16 protein-coding genes are annotated in these 15,600 nt (G+C 71.9%); 10 read left to right on the forward strand and 6 right to left on the reverse strand.

Annotated elements, in window-relative coordinates; translation table 11 throughout:
• The first annotated feature begins 24 nt into the window (after nucleotides 1-24).
• Entirely contained in the window at nucleotides 25-1,707 is a 1,683-nt protein-coding gene (locus tag FB465_RS18645; RefSeq protein WP_145792094.1) for a DUF885 domain-containing protein, read from the forward strand.
• 13 nt (nucleotides 1,708-1,720) lie between these two features.
• Here the strand turns inward: FB465_RS18645 and FB465_RS18650 are convergent, their stop codons facing one another.
• The gene (locus FB465_RS18650; protein WP_145792096.1) at nucleotides 1,721-2,137 is read right to left on the reverse strand and encodes a hypothetical protein; all 417 of its coding nucleotides are present in this window, start codon (nucleotides 2,135-2,137) and stop codon (nucleotides 1,721-1,723) included.
• Nucleotides 2,138-2,232: 95 nt separating this feature from the next.
• Here FB465_RS18650 and FB465_RS18655 point away from each other — a divergent pair, with 95 nt between their 5' ends.
• The 3 genes from FB465_RS18655 (at nucleotide 2,233) to FB465_RS18665 (ending at nucleotide 4,665) form a co-directional block, all read left to right on the forward strand.
• Nucleotides 2,233-2,793 carry a helix-turn-helix domain-containing protein gene (locus FB465_RS18655; RefSeq protein ID WP_145792098.1) on the forward strand — a complete coding sequence of 187 codons (561 nt, stop codon included), beginning with the start codon at nucleotides 2,233-2,235 and terminating at the stop codon, nucleotides 2,791-2,793.
• Nucleotides 2,794-2,827: 34 nt separating this feature from the next.
• Nucleotides 2,828-3,964 carry a serine/threonine-protein kinase gene (locus FB465_RS18660; RefSeq protein ID WP_170290632.1) on the forward strand — a complete coding sequence of 379 codons (1,137 nt, stop codon included), beginning with the start codon at nucleotides 2,828-2,830 and terminating at the stop codon, nucleotides 3,962-3,964.
• 197 nt (nucleotides 3,965-4,161) lie between these two features.
• Nucleotides 4,162-4,665: a DUF5994 family protein gene (locus FB465_RS18665; protein WP_145792101.1), complete on the forward strand. Its 504-nt coding sequence runs from the start codon at nucleotides 4,162-4,164 to the stop codon at nucleotides 4,663-4,665.
• 23 nt (nucleotides 4,666-4,688) lie between these two features.
• On the opposite strand, the gene FB465_RS18670 is transcribed toward FB465_RS18665, so the two are convergent.
• The 5 genes from FB465_RS18670 to FB465_RS18690 form a co-directional block, all read right to left on the reverse strand.
• On the reverse strand, nucleotides 4,689-5,174 hold the full coding sequence (locus tag FB465_RS18670) for a hypothetical protein (protein WP_145792103.1): 486 nt from the start codon (nucleotides 5,172-5,174) through the stop codon (nucleotides 4,689-4,691).
• Nucleotides 5,175-5,186: 12 nt separating this feature from the next.
• Nucleotides 5,187-5,807: a DJ-1/PfpI family protein gene (locus FB465_RS18675; protein ID WP_145792105.1), complete on the reverse strand. Its 621-nt coding sequence runs from the start codon at nucleotides 5,805-5,807 to the stop codon at nucleotides 5,187-5,189.
• Between the two features lie 53 nt (nucleotides 5,808-5,860).
• Complete coding sequence (locus FB465_RS18680) at nucleotides 5,861-6,694, reverse strand: hypothetical protein (protein WP_145792107.1); 834 nt, start codon at nucleotides 6,692-6,694, stop codon at nucleotides 5,861-5,863.
• Nucleotides 6,695-6,898: 204 nt separating this feature from the next.
• A complete protein-coding gene (locus tag FB465_RS18685) occupies nucleotides 6,899-8,053 on the reverse strand; it encodes a metallophosphoesterase (RefSeq protein WP_145792109.1) in 1,155 nt (384 codons plus the stop codon).
• Nucleotides 8,054-8,205: 152 nt separating this feature from the next.
• A complete protein-coding gene (locus FB465_RS18690) occupies nucleotides 8,206-9,363 on the reverse strand; it encodes a LacI family DNA-binding transcriptional regulator (RefSeq protein WP_145792111.1) in 1,158 nt (385 codons plus the stop codon).
• A 329-nt stretch (nucleotides 9,364-9,692) separates the two neighbouring features.
• On the opposite strand from FB465_RS18690, the gene hisC reads away from it, so the two are divergent.
• The 6 genes from hisC (at nucleotide 9,693) to FB465_RS18720 (ending at nucleotide 15,559) form a co-directional block, all read left to right on the forward strand.
• A complete protein-coding gene (gene hisC, locus FB465_RS18695) occupies nucleotides 9,693-10,772 on the forward strand; it encodes a histidinol-phosphate transaminase (protein WP_145792112.1) in 1,080 nt (359 codons plus the stop codon).
• 159 nt (nucleotides 10,773-10,931) lie between these two features.
• The gene (locus FB465_RS18700) at nucleotides 10,932-11,432 is read left to right on the forward strand and encodes an allene oxide cyclase barrel-like domain-containing protein (RefSeq protein ID WP_145792114.1); all 501 of its coding nucleotides are present in this window, start codon (nucleotides 10,932-10,934) and stop codon (nucleotides 11,430-11,432) included.
• 243 nt (nucleotides 11,433-11,675) lie between these two features.
• On the forward strand, nucleotides 11,676-13,007 hold the full coding sequence (locus FB465_RS18705; RefSeq protein WP_145792116.1) for an efflux RND transporter periplasmic adaptor subunit: 1,332 nt from the start codon (nucleotides 11,676-11,678) through the stop codon (nucleotides 13,005-13,007).
• Entirely contained in the window at nucleotides 13,007-13,777 is a 771-nt protein-coding gene (locus FB465_RS18710; RefSeq protein WP_145792118.1) for an ABC transporter ATP-binding protein, read from the forward strand. The genes FB465_RS18705 and FB465_RS18710 overlap by 1 nt, the downstream gene beginning before the upstream one ends.
• Nucleotides 13,774-14,976 (forward strand): ABC transporter permease, encoded by a 1,203-nt coding sequence (locus FB465_RS18715; protein ID WP_145792119.1) that lies wholly within the window; start codon nucleotides 13,774-13,776, stop codon nucleotides 14,974-14,976. Before FB465_RS18710 ends, FB465_RS18715 begins: the two co-directional genes overlap by 4 nt.
• A gap of 7 nt (nucleotides 14,977-14,983) precedes the next feature.
• On the forward strand, nucleotides 14,984-15,559 hold the full coding sequence (locus FB465_RS18720; protein ID WP_145792121.1) for a DUF5666 domain-containing protein: 576 nt from the start codon (nucleotides 14,984-14,986) through the stop codon (nucleotides 15,557-15,559).
• Nucleotides 15,560-15,600 lie beyond the last annotated feature (41 nt).

Here is a 15,600-nt window from a genome sequence, read left to right on the forward strand (position 1 = left end):
TCGATGGTGGGTCAGGATGGTGGCATGGCAGACGAATCGAGCACGCCGCGCCGGATCGCCGACGGGTACGTCGAGCAGGTGGCCGCGTACGACCCGATGGTCTCGGCGTGGCTGGGGCTCAACCCGGGGGACGACCGGCAGCCGGATCTCTCGCCGGAGGGGTTCGAGGGGCTGGCGGAGCTCGCCCGGGGAGCACTGGTCGAGCTCGACGGGTCTGTGGTCGAGGGGCCGACCGAGGAGGCATGCGCGCGGTTGCTGCGGGAGCGGCTCACCGCCGAGCTCGCCGTGCAGGGCGCGGGTGACAACTTCCGGCAGCTGCGCAATGTGGGCACGCACGTCCACCGGGTGCGGGAGATCTTCACCGTCATGCCGACCGCCACCGAGGAGGACTGGGCGGCAGTGGCCGGGCGGCTGCGCAACCTTCCCGGGGCGCTGGACGGTTACCGAGCCACCCTCCGTGAGGGGATCTCCCGCGGTCTGCTCTCCGCTCCCCGCCAGGCCGCCGCGGTCGTCGGCCAGCTGACCGCCTGGACCGGCGAGGCAGCCGGGCAGGACGCCGGCGCCGGCTGGTTCGCCGACTTCGTGGCGGACGGCCCCGAGCGGCTCCGTCCCGAACTGGACGGGGCAGCTCTCCGCGCCACGGCCGCCGTCGCCGAGTTCCGCGACTGGCTGCGCGACACCTACGCCCCCGCCGCAGCGGACGTCCCGGACGCCGTCGGCCGTGAGCGCTACCTGCGTGCCGCCCGCCTCTGCACCGGTGCCGACCTCGACCTGGACGAGGCCTACGCCTGGGCATGGAGCGAGTTCCACCGGCTGGATGGCGAGATGCGGGTCGAGGCCCACCGCGTGCTGCCCGGCGCCACGCCCGTCGAAGCCATGCGCCACCTGGAGGAGCACGGCCACGCGGTCAAGGGCGCGGAGGGGATCCGCGACTGGCTGCAGCAGATCATGGACGAGGCGATCGAAGCCCTCGACGGCCCGCACTTCGACATCTCGGGCCCGGTCCGCAAGGTGGAGTCCCTGATCGCGCCCGCCGGGAGCTCTGCGGCGGCCTACTACTCGGGCCCCAGCCTGGACTTCAGCCGCCCCGGACGGACCTACCTGCCCACCCTCGGGCGGGACACCTTCCCGACCTGGCAGCTCGTCAGTACCTGGTACCACGAGGGCGTGCCCGGCCACCACCTGCAGCTCGCCCAGTGGGTCGCGGTCGCCGACCGGCTCAGCCGCTACCAGGTGACGCTGGGCAAGGTCAGTGCCAACGTCGAGGGCTGGGCCCTGTACGCCGAGCGCCTCATGGACGACCTCGGTTTCTTCGCCGAACCCGCCCGCCGCCTGGGCTTTCTGGACGAGCAGATGCTGCGCACCATCCGGGTGATCATCGATACCGGCATGCACCTCGGCCTCGCCGTCCCGGCGGACTCCGGCTTCCACCCGGGGGAGCGGTGGACCCCGGCCCTGGCCGCCGAGTTCATGGCCACGTACAACGGCAGCCCGGCCGAGATGCGCAGCAGCGAGATCGACCGCTACCTCGGCTGGCCCGGCCAGGCCATCGGCTACAAGCTCGGCGAACGAGCCTGGCGGCAAGGGCGCGAGGCCGCCCGGCGTCGGCAGGGCGCCGCGTTCGACCTGAAGGCCTGGCACATGAAGGCGCTGTCCCAGGGCTCCTTCGGCCTCGACGACCTCGCCGACAACCTCGCGTCGCTGTAGGGCGTCGGGTCGGTCAGGAGCCGGAGACCGCGACCGTGACGGTGGTGGGGGTGGTGGTGATGACCAGGGAGACGGCGCCCTTGAGTGCGGTGACGGTGCCTGCCGCGGCCACCACGTCGTAGCCGTCGCCCTTGAGGGCGGCCTCGTAGGAGGCGAGGTCGGCGGCGGGGTCGGCGGTGCGGTAGGCGAGGACGTAGGCGCCGGCGCCGCCGGTGACGGAGGTCAGGTCGCCGGAGGGGAGGGGCAGACCGGCCGGGAGGTCGGCGGGCTTGGTCACGGTGCTCTTCGGGGCGGTCGTCGGGTTCGCGGTGACCGTGGTGGCGGGGGCCGGGGCGCCGGCGGCCGGCTCGTTCTTCTGGCAGGCGGTGAGCCCGAAGCCGGCGAGGATCACGGCGGCGAGCAGGGCCGAAGTGCGCATGGTGACGGGCATGGTGACGACCTCTCAGGAGTGGTTTACTGCCGCAACGAGATTGACATATGAAAACTCTCTTTGACAAGTGAAAACTTGCTCCCTAGCGTTGGGCCATGGACGAGACCGCGATCGCGCGCAACCTGGAGCTCCAGCGGCAGTGGTACGGAGCACCGATGGGAGACCTCTGCCGCGATCTCTGTGTGAGCTTCGGGATCACCCAGTCGGCGCTCGCGGATGTTCTCGGCATCTCGCCCGCCATGCTCAGCCTGGTGATGCGCGCCCAGCGGGCCCGGATCGCCAATCCTGACGCCGCCGCCAGGCTGTCGACGGTGATTCAGCTCGCGCAGGACGCCAGGAGCGGCGCCGTACCGCCGGAGGCGGTGGCCGCCCGGCTCGCGGAGATCCGGGCCCGGACCACGCCGGGCCAGGACTCGCTCGGCGCACCGCTCACGCCGTCACCCCCGCCCGGCGGCTCCTCGGCGGACACCGAGCGCTGGTTCGTCCGCTCGCTGCGCGACCTGCTCACCTCCTCGGCCGACGCGGCCGACATCCTGGACGCGGCCGCGGCCATCGAGCCGCGCCACCCCGGGATCGCCGAGATCCTCCGTACCTGTGGCGCGGGCCGCACGGACGATGCCGTCGCCCTGGTGCAGCGACTCAACGTGCTGCGCTGAACCCCACGCCGATCCCGGCGGTACGCTCGTCCGCATGGAGGCAGGGGGGATACTCGCCGACCGGTACGTGCTCGTCCGGCCGGTGGCCCGTGGTGCCCAGGGGACGGTGTGGCGCGCCGTCGACCGGGTCCGCGGCACGGACGTGGCGGTCAAGGTGTCCGGTACGGCCGACGTCGAGGCGCTGCTCCGGCTGGTCTGCGAGCAGTCGGTCAGGATCGGGCATCCGCACGTGCTGGTCCCGGTGGACTGGTTCGTACGGGAGGACGAGGCCTGGCTGGTGCTCCCGCTGGTACGCGGCGGCACGCTGGCCGGGCTGCTCGCCGACTACGGGCAACTTCCGGCGCCGGTCGGTCTGTTGATCGCCGAGCAGCTGCTGGACGCGCTCGCCGCCGTGCATGCCGCCGGTCTGGTGCACCGGGATGTGAAGCCGTCGAACCTGCTGCTGGCGGCGACCGGGACCGGGCGTCCGCACGTCTTCCTGGCCGACTTCGGGGTGGCCAGGGTCCTGCCCCACCTCCAGCTCACCTCGCACGCGCTCGTGGTGGGGACGCCCGACTACCTCGCACCCGAGGTCCGCGCCGGGGAGGGCAGTTCGCCCGCCCAGGACGTCTACGCGGCCGGGCTGGTGCTCACAGGTCTGGGTGCTCTGCCGGCCCTGGTGGCGGCGATGACCGCCGACCGCCCCGAACTGCGGCCCTCGGCGGCGGCTGCCCGCGACGAGATCGCCCGCGCTCGGGCCGCGCTCGGCCCGGAGCAGTGGCCGGTGGAGTGGGAGGGCGAGGCCTTCGCCGTCCTCGACCAGCTGCCGGCCGGCCCGGCCCCTGAGCCGGAGACACCCCGTACGGCAGCCGGACCCCGGCGGACCGTCCTGGTAACCACCGCGGCACTCGCGGCTCTCGCGGCGGCAGCCGTGGCGCTCGGGGCCGGCGGAGCGCCGGACCGTCAGGATCCCCGTGGTGACACGCCGGCGCCCCGGAGCACGCCGACCCGCGTCGTGCCGAGCGATGCCGACACCGGCCTACCGGACCCGCAAGGCCCGACGGCGTTCAGCCGGTGCGAGGCGAGGCAGCAGTTCACGGTGAGGTTCAGCCCGGAGGGCTATCTGCTCCTCTGCACCCACGTACCGGCGACCCGGGACTACGAGTGGGCGCCACAGAGCGACGCAGACTGACTCGCCCGGATACGCCCCGTACTCACCGGCTCCGGCGTAGGGTTGGAGGTACTGAGGACATCCGGTATGTCGGCAGCCGAGTCGGCGTCGCCCTTCGGTAGTAAATCGGTTCGTCGAGAACCGGAGACGGGCGCGTCATGATCACCGACCGCAGCTCCTCACTCCCTCCTTTCCGTACCCCTGGCCTTCTTGCCGCGGTGGACCGCAGGCAGCCACGGCTCAGCCTTGAGCCGACGCTCTCGCACACCGGTATGTTCGACGGCGCGTGGTGGCCGCGCTCCCGTCGGCTGGACCGCGAGCTGCCCGCCCTCGTCGTCGCGCTGCGCGACGTGGTGGGGCCCGTCCTGCACGTCGCGGTCGAGCGGTCGGCGTGGGACGACATTCCGAGCCGTGTCACGGTCGACGGACGTGTCGTACGGATCAACTGCTTCTCGTCCAGCAGCCACACCATGAGCGTGGGCGGCGGTCACCAGGACCACTTCCTGCTGATGGTGGTGCCACCGCGTACCCGCACCGCCGTCGCGAAGGCCGCCATGAGTTCGGCCACCCGGCCCGGGAACAGTACGTCGGCGATCCGGCTCCTCACCGAGCTCCACGAGCAGAGTGACGAGGACTCCGCCCCCAGCTGGCCGCCGCCGTGGCCGCCGCCGATGCCGCCCTCGCCGCAACCGCTGCCGCCCCTCCCGCCGCTGCCCCACTGACAGCCGGGCACGGCCGGGCGTGGTCAGCCCCGCCGCGCGGCGCCGTCGGGCCAGACCACCTCCACCGGAAGCCCGGCGGCGCGGGCCGTGGCGACCATGTCCGCCGTGCCTCCCCGCCCGTTGCCCGGGAGGCCGTCCCAGACGGCGACGAGCCGGTCCGCGCGGCGCAGCAGTTCGGCGTTGGCGGCCGCGTAAGCATCCTGGTCGGCCTCGGGACAGGGCATGACCACGACCTCGTCGGCGGCCCGCACGAGGCGGTCGAACTCCTCGGCGTACTCGGGCGTGACCCGGGTGTCCCGGTAGTCGGCGGAGGGCAGCACGACGACCAGCCGCCCGCCGCGGGCGAGGACCGCCTCGGCGAACAGTGCGTCGGTGCCCTCGGCGATGCAGGAGACGCCGGTGAGCCGGCCCGCGGGTACGCCGTCGAGCAGTGCGCCCAGCGCTCGGCGGACCAGGGGGACGGTCTGTTCGGTGAGATACAGGTGCCCGGTCACCGCGATCACGGTCATCTCGGCGGGCCCTCAGCCCAGGGTGCGGGCGCGGTCCAGCACGGCGGCGGGCGCCTTGGCGACGGAGCCGGAGTCGAAGGGCGGCTGCGGGTCGTACTCGGTGTAGAGCTGGATCGCCTGGGCGGTGAGGTCGTCGGTGAGCCAGGCGGCGAGCCGGACGGCCATGTCGATGCCGGACGAGACCCCGGCCGAGGTGACGATCCGGTCGTGCCTGATCACGCGTTCCGCGCTGTAGCGGGCGCCGAACGACTCGAGCTCGGCCGTGGCTCCCCAGTGCGTGGTCGCCGTCAGGCCCCGCAGCAGTCCGGCCGCGCCGAGCACGAGGGACCCGGTGCAGACGGAGGTGGTGAAGGTGCTCCCGTCATGGATCCGCCGCACCCAGGCGAGGAAGTCCTCGTCCTTGAGCAGCGGCCTGGTCCCCGCCCCGCCCGGCACCAGCAGGACGTCGCAGGACTCCACCTCGTCGTACCGCGTCCCGACGGCCACGGTCATCGCGCCGAGCACGTCGCTGACCTGGCCCGGCTCGGGCGTGACGAACCGCACCGTGGCACCGGGCACATGGGCGAGGATCTCGTACGGGCCGATCGCGTCCAGGGGCTCGAAGCGGTCGAAGAGCGGGATCACGATGTCCATGGCGGCAGCATAGTGGGCTGACTGTGAGTCAGACCCCCGCAGGATTCTGCGGGTCAGCCCTCGTCCGGATTGGTGAAGCCCGGTGGGCTGTAGCCGGGACTGCTGAACTCGGCGGCGCGCGGTTGGCGCCCTTCCTGGTCGGTCAGGCCCTCGACGCCCGGGCTGGTGAAGCCGGGGCTGCTGTAACTCGCGGTGCTGTAGCCGGGGCTGAGCAGATCGGGCGGGGTCGGCCGGGTGGCCGGTTGGGGCGAGAGGGCGGGCTCGGAGTCCAGATTGCCGTGCAGGTACGGGAGGATCGCGCGGTCGCGCAGGGCGGTGTGCCAGGCCAGGCGGGCCTCGGCGACGTCGTCGCTCAGCTGCCGGTCCTGGCCGTACGGCATGGCGGAGCCGTCCCGCAGTGCGGTGAGCAGCAGCCCGATGATGCCGACCGACAGGGCGGCGATCCCCACCGCGATGGATATCCAACCGGCGGTCACCACCGCCTTTCCCAGGGCGAGTTCGGGGTCGGTGGCGCGCAGCGAGTACCCGATCAGCAGCAGGACGGCCGCGGCGGCCCAGGCCAGGATCGGGGTGAGCACGGTGAGCACCGGGAAGAAGCCGGCGCCGTCCTCGGAGTGGAGGCGGGTCGAGAGCCCGCCGGCCGACACTGACGAGTCGTCAGACTGCCGGAGGTTGGCGCGCAGCCCGGTGTAGTGCTCGTACTCGGAAGCCGCAGCCGCCGCGACGGTGTCCGCCGCGAGCAGGGTCTTGGTGCGCAGCTGTTCGGAGTTGAGATGGGGGCCGGGCGCGCGCAGTGACTCGACGATCGAACCGTCGCGCAGTGCTTCGTCGAGGATGCGCTCGAATTCCGGGCGGTCCTCGGCGAGCAGGTGCGGGGTGTTGGTCATGGGTACCCCGTTCAGCTCAGTCACGGAGGTGGACTGGTCCACGTGGGGCCGTCAGGCGGGTGGGCCGGGCCCGGTGTGGTTGCCTCGATGGTAGGGGTGAGCACCAAGAGGCTGACAGTCGGTTTCCGGATTTTCAGTACCGTCAGCAGAACTGCAGAGCCGGACAGTTGTTCAGTGGGAGGTCCGGCTCCGGTGGACGGTCCGTCAGTTGAGCGGCAGCCGGGCGATCAGCAGCCGCCCCTCCATGGTGACCCCGCCGTCCATCGCGATCGCCAGCTCGTCCGCATAGATGTACGGGCCGGGGATGTGCGGGGGCGCGCCGTCCTCGGCGTGCGCCGTGCCGGTGAGGTACGGAATCGGGCTGTGTCCGTGCACCACCCGCCGGCCGCCGTAGGCCGTGAGCAGCTCGTGGACGGCCATCGGCCCGGAGTCGCCGCGGAAGGCGAAGCGCTTGGTGAAGCGGCGGAAGCAGTCCCACCACTCGTCGGCGCCGTCCTCCGCGAGCAGGTCGTGGACCGCGTCGTTGACCTCGGCGATGGTCTCGCCGTACTCGAGGTAGGCGGTGGTGTCGGAGTGCAGCAGCAGGTGGTCGTCCTCCAGGGCCATCGCCGGCAGCCGGGAGAGCCAGCTGACGTGGTGTGCCTCCAGGCGGTCCAGGTCGTGCTGCTGGCCGCCGTTGAGCCGCCAGGCGGCCAGGAAGGAGGCGGTGCCGGCGGTGGACTGGACGGGCTCGTCGCCGTACTTGGCGGCGCCGAGGAAGAGCAGTTCGTGATTGCCCATCAGGGCGCGGCAGTACCCGCCGGCGGCGGCGGCCTCGGCGGCCAGCTGCATCACCAGGTCGATCACGCCGATGCCGTCGGGGCCGCGGTCGGTGAAGTCGCCGAGGAACCAGATCCGCGAGCGCCCGGCGGCCCAGTGCCCGTCGGCGTCGATCAGGCCCTGCTGGTGGAGGGCGGCGAGCAGCTCGTCGAGGTAGCCGTGCACGTCGCCGACCACGTACAGCGGGCCGGGCGCCTCGCCGGGCTCGGGCTGCGGGTACGGGTAGAAGACGTCCTCGGGGGGCGCCTCGGTGATCGGAGGGCCGAGCTCGATGGTGGGCGGGTCGTCCTGCTGGTGCGCGGCCGGTGCCTGGCCGGCCTGGGGTTCCTGGAAGGCCGGCGCGGTGTGACTGGCCGTCGGCCAGTGCTGCTCCAGGAAGCGGGCGCCGCCGTAGCCGCTGTAGGTGGTGTCGTATCCGTAGCCGGAGGCCGGCTCGGGGGGCTCGTAGTAGGAGCCGTACGGGAGCACGTCGAGGTCCTGGGGGTGGCGGGGGCCTGAGTCGGGCAGTTCAGGCCCGGGGAAGCGGTCCTCGGGTGTCATTCGCCCATCATAGGAAGACCACTCTCCCGGCGTCCTCACCTGGTCGGTATCCAATCGTCCGGAGAGTCCTGCGATCTCCTCCAACATCGGTCTGGGGGTGTCGTACGGATCAGGGCGGATCAGCGGGCCCGCCCTGATCCGTACGACACCCCCTAAACCTCGCCCGGTGGGCGGGGCGGGCTGACGGTGGTCCGGGGGCTGCGGCGCTGTGAGGAGGCCCGCACGATCAGCTCGGTGGGCATCAGGGTGCCCGGCGGCGGGCCGGTGCCGGCGGTGCGGAACCGCGGCGGGAAGAGCCGGGCGACGTCCACCCCCGTCCCCGAGTCGACTCCCTCGATGGCGTCGATGAGCAGGTTGACCACGGTGGTGCCGATCCGGCGCGGCTTGAGCGAGAGGGTGGTGATCGGCGGTTCGGTGCCGGCGTACACGTCGCTCTCGCTGCAGCACACCAGCAGCAGGTCGTCGGGCACGCGCAGCCCGTAGCGGCGGGCGGCGGCGAGCAGGTCGGTGCCGTTGGGGTCGAAGAGGCCGTACACGGCGTCGGGGCGGTCGGGGCGGGCGAGCAGCCGGTCGGCGGCGACGGCGCCGGCGGCCGGGTCGTGGGCGGGGTAGGTCTCGTAGACGGGCTCCTGGCCGACCCGCCGGCACCAGCCGAGGTAGGCCTCGGTGGAGAGCCGGGTGTAGGTGTCGGTGCTGGTCCCGGTGAGCAGGCCGATCCGGCGGGCGCCGGCCTCGGAGAGGTGGTCGAGGATGCCGAGGACGGCGGCCTCGTGGTCGTTGTCCACCCAGGCGGTGACCGGGCAGTTCCCGGGCTTGCCGTCACTGACCACCGGCACTCCGGACCGGTAGAGCTCGCTGACCAGCGGGTCCTGGTCGGGCGGGTCGATGACGACGGTGCCGTCGAGGGCGATGTTGCCCCAGACGTCGTGCCGGGAGGAGGCGGGCAGGACCACCAGCGCGTAGCCGCGGCTGAGCGCCGCGCTGGTGGCCGCGCGCGCCATCTCGGCGAAGTAGGCGAACTCGGTGAAGGTGAACGGCTCCTCGCCGTAGGTGGTGACGGTCAGTCCGATCAAGCCTGACCGGCCGGTGCGCAGGGTCCGGGCGGCGGCGGACGGGCGGTAGCCGAGTCGCTCCGCGACCTCGCGTACTCGGCTTCTGGTCTCGTCGGGCAGGCGCCCCTTACCGTTCAGGGCGTCCGAGACCGTGGTGATCGACACTCCGGCGGCTGCTGCCACATCCCGGATGCCGGCCCGCTCCAGTCGCCGCGAGGTGGTGGGTCGCCGACCGCTCTGATTGGCTGCTGCTGTCATGGCGGACCGATCGTATGGCGCACGAGGGGTGTCTGTGACAGGGGCGTGCGGAGGCTCGGAAGAAGCGTTTCTCCATGAACCAGGCGCCGGGTCCCCCTTCGATACCTGCGCTGATCCGGCTCTCTTACCTCTGACATGTGCCATAGGAACCCGGCAGAATGGCTGATCTGCACCCGTAACCCGGACGAGCATCTCACCCCTACGGGTGAGGGCGATCGGTATCGTTCAGGGCACCCGACCGGGGTGGTACGGGTGCGTACCGAGGGCTCCGCACGCACGGCGACCCCGGACGGGCAGAGCACCACACGCATGAGCAGAAGGAGTGCACCGTGAGCGGTACGGAAGCACAGGGCCCCCGGCTGAGGCCGACCCTGGACGGCATCCCGACCTACAAGCCCGGCAAGCCGGCCAGCGCCGACTCGTACAAGCTTTCGTCCAACGAGAACCCGTACGAGCCGCTGCCCGGCGTCCTCGAGGCGGCCCTCGCCGCGGCCGGGTCCTTCAACCGCTACCCCGACATGGCCACGACCGAGCTCACCGCCGAGCTGGCCGCCCGCTTCGGGGTTCCGGCCGAGCACGTGGCGACCGGCACCGGCTCGGTCAGCGTGGCGCAGTCGCTGGTCCTCTCCACCGCCGGCCCAGGCGACGAGGTGATCTTCGCCTGGCGCTCCTTCGAGGCGTACCCGATCATCACCCAGGTCGCCGGAGCCACCCCCGTGCCGGTCCCGCTGACCGCCGGCGAGGCCCACGACCTCGAGACGATGCTCGCGGCGATCACCGACCGGACCAGGCTGATCTTCGTCTGCAACCCGAACAACCCCACCGGCGTGGCGATCCACCGCGGCGAGCTGGAGCGCTTCCTGGACGCCGTGCCCAGCGACATCCTGGTGGTGCTGGACGAGGCGTACCGCGAGTTCATCCGCGACGCCGCCGTACCGGACGGCATCGGGATCTACCGCGACCGGCCGAACGTCTGCGTGCTGCGCACCTTCTCCAAGGCGTACGGCCTGGCGGGCCTGCGGGTGGGCTTCGCCATCGCGCACGAGCCGGTGGCCACCGCGCTGCGCAAGACGGCCATCCCCTTCGGGGTCAGCCAGCTCGCCCAGGACGCGGCGGTCGCCTCGCTGCGGGCCGAGGACGCGCTGCTGGTCCGGGTCGAGGCGCTGGTCGAGGAGCGCACCCGGGTCGCCGCCGCGCTGGCCGAGCAGGGCTGGGCCCTGGCCGACTCGCAGGCCAACTTCGTCTGGCTCCGCCTGGGCGACCGGACCATGGACTTCGCCGAGGCCTGCGCCCGGGCGGGCGTCATCGTCCGCCCGTTCCCGGGTGAGGGCGTCCGGGTGACCATCGGCGAGGTGGCCGCCAACGACATCTTCCTGGCGACGGCGGAGGCCTTCCGCAAGGAGCTGTAGTCGTCAGCCGTGGTCGTCAACGGGCCCGGCCTGGTCCGATCGGTCGGATCGGGCCGGGCCCGTCGGTGTGCCGGGCGGGCTCCGAAGGCGCGGAGGGTAGAACGGACATTGGGTGACGGATCGTCATTCAATAGTTCAACAACCCTCAGGAGACGCATGATGCGCCCCTTCAAGGTAGTAAGCCTCGCCGCGGCCACTGCGCTGGCCGCCGTCCTCGCCGGCGCGCCGGTCGCTGTCGCCGCGCCGGCCCACGGCGGCCACGGCCATGGCGGCGGGGAGAAGGTCTTCGAGCTCACCACGAGGACGACCCAGGACACGCACCTCGACGCGGACAAGGACGGCCTCCCCAGCCCTGGCGACGAGGACATCTTCACGGAGGACGTGTTCCGGGACGGTAAGAAGGTCGGCACCGACGGCGGTGTCTGCACCATCCTCCGCACCGACAACGGTGGTGTGGCGCAGTGCCTCGTCACCCTCTCGCTGGAGGAGGGTCAGATCACCACCCAGGGGCTGGTCACCAACATCCTGGCCGATGCGCCGGGCGAGTTCGACATCGCGATCACCGGCGGCACCGGGGCCTTCAGCAAGGCCCGTGGTCACCTCCACGGCTCCAACGTCACCGAGGCCGGGGCCACGCTCGAGGTTCATCTCAGCCGCTGACGCCGTCGGCGCCCCCGCCGACCGCGCTGGGGCGCCGCCCCGGCTTTCCCGGTGCCGGAGGTTCAGAGTCCGGCCGGGAAGCGCTGGGAAGTTCCTGGGAGTTGGATCAACGGTTTCCCTGCCGTAGGTAGCGTGCAGCCCCGGCGGGCCCCGGTATCGTCCGTATTGTCCGGATTGCTGGGGTCAGCCCGCTCCCAGCCGGGACACAGGACTTGGCAAGAGCGCCGCGTCAGGCTGTCCGCCATGAAGGTGCTCCCGCGACGGCGTGGTGCCGTCCTCGTCAACTCCGCGCTTGCCGTGGCCCTGCTGTCCGGGGCCGCCCTCGCGTACACCACCCTTGACAGCGGCACCAGTTCGGCCGCCGGCAAGACGCAGACCCGTACCGCCTCGGTGACCAAGGGAACCGTCCTGGCCACGGTGTCCGGTTCCGGCACACTCTCCTCACCCTCCGACGCCGGCCAGGACTTCGTCACCGGCGGCAAGCTGACCGCCGTCAAGGTCGCGGTCGGCGACACGGTGAAGAAGGGCCAGGTGCTCGCCACCGTCGACACCACCGCGGCCCAGCAGCAGGTGGACGCCGCCGAATCGGCGCTCGCCACCGCCAAGGCGAACCTGGCCAAGGCCGAGGCGGGCGAGACCGTCACGACCAGCTCCACCGGCACGGGTAGCGGCAGCGGCACCGGCCGGTCCGGTGCCACGCCCACCCCGCAGACCACGACCACCACCAAGGTGGACGACGCCCAGGTGGCCCAGGCCCAGCAGCAGGTCGACACCGCGCGGACCAACCTGACCAACGCCGAGGCCGCACTCGTCGGCACGACGCTCACCGCCTCCGTGGACGGCACGGTCGCGTCCGTCTCCGGCAAGGTCGGCGACACGGTGTCCGGTGGCACCTCCTCGTCCTCCACCTCCACCGGGAGCAAGAGCACCGGCAGCGGCAGCAGCTCCACCTCGACGAGCAGCAGCACGCTCAGCGGCTTCGTCGTGCTGACCAACCCCACCGGGATGCAGGTCAGCGCGTCCTTCTCGGAGCTCGACTCCCTCAAGCTGAAGAAGGGCGAGGCGGCCACGGTCACGCTCAACGCACAGTCCGACACCAAGCTCAACGCGACCGTGCTGTCGGTGAGTTCGTTGCCGACGTCGAGCGGCGGCACGTCCGGCGCCGTCCAGTACGGCGCGACGCTGCAGATCACCGGGGACACCGGCAAGCTGCGCACCGGGCTGAGCGCCACCATCTCCGTCATCACGGGGGAGGCCGACAACGCGCTCTCCGTACCGACCGCCGCCCTCGCGGGGACCGGCAGCAGCCGGACCGCCACCCTGGTCCACGACGACGGCAGCACCGAGCGGGTCAGCGTGACCGTGGGCGTGGAGGGCGACTCCACCGTGCAGGTGGTGTCCGGCCTCAAGGAGGGCGACAAGGTCCAGCTCACCACGACCACCGCCGGTACCGGCAACGGGTTCCCGAGCGGCAACTTCCCGGGCGTCTCGGGCGGGCTCACCGGCGGTGGCCTGGGCGGCGGCAACGGTGGCGGCACCGGCCGGACCGGCAACGGCGGCGGGGGCAACCGCTGATGGAGAGTCAGCAGCCGCCCGTCATCCAGATCCGCCACGTCACCAAGTCGTACGGGCACGGCGACGCCACCGTGCACGCCCTGCGCGGGCCCGGCGGCGACCGGCCGCAGGGCGTGAGCCTGGACATCGAGCAGGGCGACTTTGTTGCGGTGATGGGCAGTTCGGGCTCCGGCAAGTCGACCCTGATGAACATCCTCGGCTGCCTGGACGTCCCCACCTCCGGCCGGTACCTCCTGGACGGCATCGACGTGGGCCACCTCGACGAGCAGCAGCTCTCCCTCGTCCGCAACCGGAAGATCGGCTTCATCTTCCAGTCCTTCAACCTGGTCCCGCGCACCACCGCGCTCGCCCAGGTGGAACTCCCGCTCGCCTACGCGGGCGTACGCGCTGCCGAGCGCCGGCGCCGCGCACTCGCCGCACTCTCGCTGGTCGGCCTCGCCGACCGGGCCGGGCACAAGCCGAACGAGCTCTCCGGCGGCCAGCAGCAGCGCGTCGCAGTGGCCCGCGCGCTGGTCACCGCGCCCGCGATGCTGCTCGCCGACGAGCCCACCGGCAACCTCGACAGCCGCTCCACCGAGGAGGTGCTGGCCATCATCGACGGGCTCAACGCGACCGGCCGGACCGTCGTCCTGATCACGCACGAGGACGAAGTCGCCCGCCACGCCAAGCGGGTGATCCGCCTGGTGGACGGCGCGATCATCTCGGACGTACGCCAGGCCAAGGTCGACGGTCCGCCGCCGGCGCTCGACCTCGCGGGAGCCCGCCCGTGATCTTCTGGCAGATGCTCCGCTTCGCCTTCGGCGGCCTGGTCGCCAACAAGGTCCGCTCGGCACTCACCATGCTCGGCGTACTGATCGGTGTCGCCTCGGTGATCCTCCTCCTGGCCGTCGGCAACGGCTCCTCCGTCGCGGTCAAGAACTCCATCACGTCCCTCGGCACCAACTCGCTCACCGTCTCCTCCAGCAACCTCCGAGGCTCCGCCACCGCCGCCAGGAAGCTCACGGTGGAGGACGCCAAGGCCCTGGCCACGGCCACCGACGCACCCGCGATCAAGACCGTCGCCCCGGTCGTCACCACCACCGGCACCGCGCTGTACGGGAACATCTCGTACTCGCCCGGCTCGGTCATCGGTACCTACCCCGCGTACTTCGAGACCGCCAACCAGAAGGTCGCCCGGGGCGACTACTTCAGCAACGACGACGTGCTCAACTCCCGCAAGGTCGCCGTGATCGGCTCCACCACCGCCAAGCAGCTCTTCGACACCGAGGACCCGGTCGGAAAGCGGATCGTCATCGGCGGCACGCCGTTCACCGTCGTCGGCGTGCTGCAGACCAAGGGCAGCACCGGCTTCAACGACCCGGACGACGTGGTGATCGCACCCCTGCCCACCGTGCAGAACGCCTTCACCGGCTTCGGCTCGGTCAACCAGATCCTGGTGCAGGCCACCTCGGCCGAGTCGACCACGGCCGCCCAGAGCGACATCACCCGGATCCTGATGGGCACCCACGCCATCACCGACTCCAGCAAGGTCGACTTCCGGATCAGCAACCAGACCTCCCTCCTGACGGCCCGTGAGAGCACCACCAAGACCTTCACCGTGCTGCTCGGAGCGGTCGCCGCGATTTCGCTCCTGGTCGGCGGGATCGGGATCACCAACATCATGCTGGTCACCGTCACCGAGCGGACCAGGGAGATCGGCATCCGCAAGGCGCTCGGTGCGCCCAAGGGCGTCATCCTGGGCCAGTTCCTCACCGAGTCGACCCTCCTCTCCGTCATCGGAGCAGGGCTCGGGGCCGCGGCCGGGATCATCGGCTCGCACTTCAGCATCGTCGGCATCAAGCCCGTGGTGATCCCGGAGTCCGTCCTCGGCGCCTTCGCCATCGCGGTCGCCATCGGCCTGTTCTTCGGCAGCTACCCCGCCAACCGGGCCGCCTCGCTGCGCCCCATCGACGCCCTCCGGCACGAGTAGGAGCACCATGTCCAGTGACAACGACCCGCAGGTGGAGCTGCTGGCCACCCCGCCGGACGCCCGCGACGTCACCACCGAACTCGCCGCGCCCCCGCGCCGCAAGCTCCCCTGGCTCACCCTGGTGCTGGCCGGCGGCGTGATCGCCACCCTCTCCTTCGCCGGCGGCGTCTGGTACGAACAGGGCAACGGCAAGGCCACCACCAGCACCCCGCGCGCCCAGGGCCAGGGCGGCTTCGGCGGGTACGGCGGGGGGTACGGCGGCCAGGGCGGCACCCGCCGCAACGGGGCCGGCACCGGGCAGAACGGCCAGGGCGGCGCGGGCTTCACCCGGGGCACGGTCAAGGCCGTCGACGGCAGCACCGTCTACCTCACCGACGCCAACGGCAACACCGTCAAGGTGACCACCGCCGACACCACCAAGGTCCAGCTGAACAAGGAGGGCAAGGTCTCCGACCTCCAGCCTGGCCAGACCGTCACGGTGGTCGGCACCCCGGACTCCTCCGGAGGCTACGCCGCCACCCAGCTCACCGAGGGCGCCGCCACCGGCGGCTTCCCGGGAGCCCGAAGCTCGTCCAACGGTTAAACCCCGAAACCTTGGACGAACCCCGGCCCGGCCGATCCCCC

This window comes from Kitasatospora atroaurantiaca (assembly GCF_007828955.1).
Taxonomy (GTDB): domain Bacteria; phylum Actinomycetota; class Actinomycetes; order Streptomycetales; family Streptomycetaceae; genus Kitasatospora; species Kitasatospora atroaurantiaca.

Bases quoted from the DNA above. Each gene is read 5' to 3' on its own strand.
- FB465_RS18655 (WP_145792098.1), top strand. From the start codon at position 2,233: ATGGACGAGACCGCGATCGCGCGCAACCTGGAGCTCCAGCGGCAGTGG.
- FB465_RS18680 (WP_145792107.1), bottom strand. From the start codon at position 6,694: ATGACCAACACCCCGCACCTGCTCGCCGAGGACCGCCCGGAATTCGAG.
- FB465_RS18690 (WP_145792111.1), bottom strand. From the start codon at position 9,363: ATGACAGCAGCAGCCAATCAGAGCGGTCGGCGACCCACCACCTCGCGG.
- FB465_RS18645 (WP_145792094.1), top strand. From the start codon at position 25: ATGGCAGACGAATCGAGCACGCCGCGCCGGATCGCCGACGGGTACGTC.
- FB465_RS18670 (WP_145792103.1), bottom strand. From the start codon at position 5,174: ATGACCGTGATCGCGGTGACCGGGCACCTGTATCTCACCGAACAGACC.
- FB465_RS18650 (WP_145792096.1), bottom strand. From the start codon at position 2,137: ATGCCCGTCACCATGCGCACTTCGGCCCTGCTCGCCGCCGTGATCCTC.
- FB465_RS18660 (WP_170290632.1), top strand. From the start codon at position 2,828: ATGGAGGCAGGGGGGATACTCGCCGACCGGTACGTGCTCGTCCGGCCG.
- FB465_RS18710 (WP_145792118.1), top strand. From the start codon at position 13,007: ATGGAGAGTCAGCAGCCGCCCGTCATCCAGATCCGCCACGTCACCAAG.
- FB465_RS18675 (WP_145792105.1), bottom strand. From the start codon at position 5,807: ATGGACATCGTGATCCCGCTCTTCGACCGCTTCGAGCCCCTGGACGCG.
- FB465_RS18685 (WP_145792109.1), bottom strand. From the start codon at position 8,053: ATGACACCCGAGGACCGCTTCCCCGGGCCTGAACTGCCCGACTCAGGC.
- FB465_RS18720 (WP_145792121.1), top strand. From the start codon at position 14,984: ATGTCCAGTGACAACGACCCGCAGGTGGAGCTGCTGGCCACCCCGCCG.
- FB465_RS18705 (WP_145792116.1), top strand. From the start codon at position 11,676: ATGAAGGTGCTCCCGCGACGGCGTGGTGCCGTCCTCGTCAACTCCGCG.
- FB465_RS18700 (WP_145792114.1), top strand. From the start codon at position 10,932: ATGCGCCCCTTCAAGGTAGTAAGCCTCGCCGCGGCCACTGCGCTGGCC.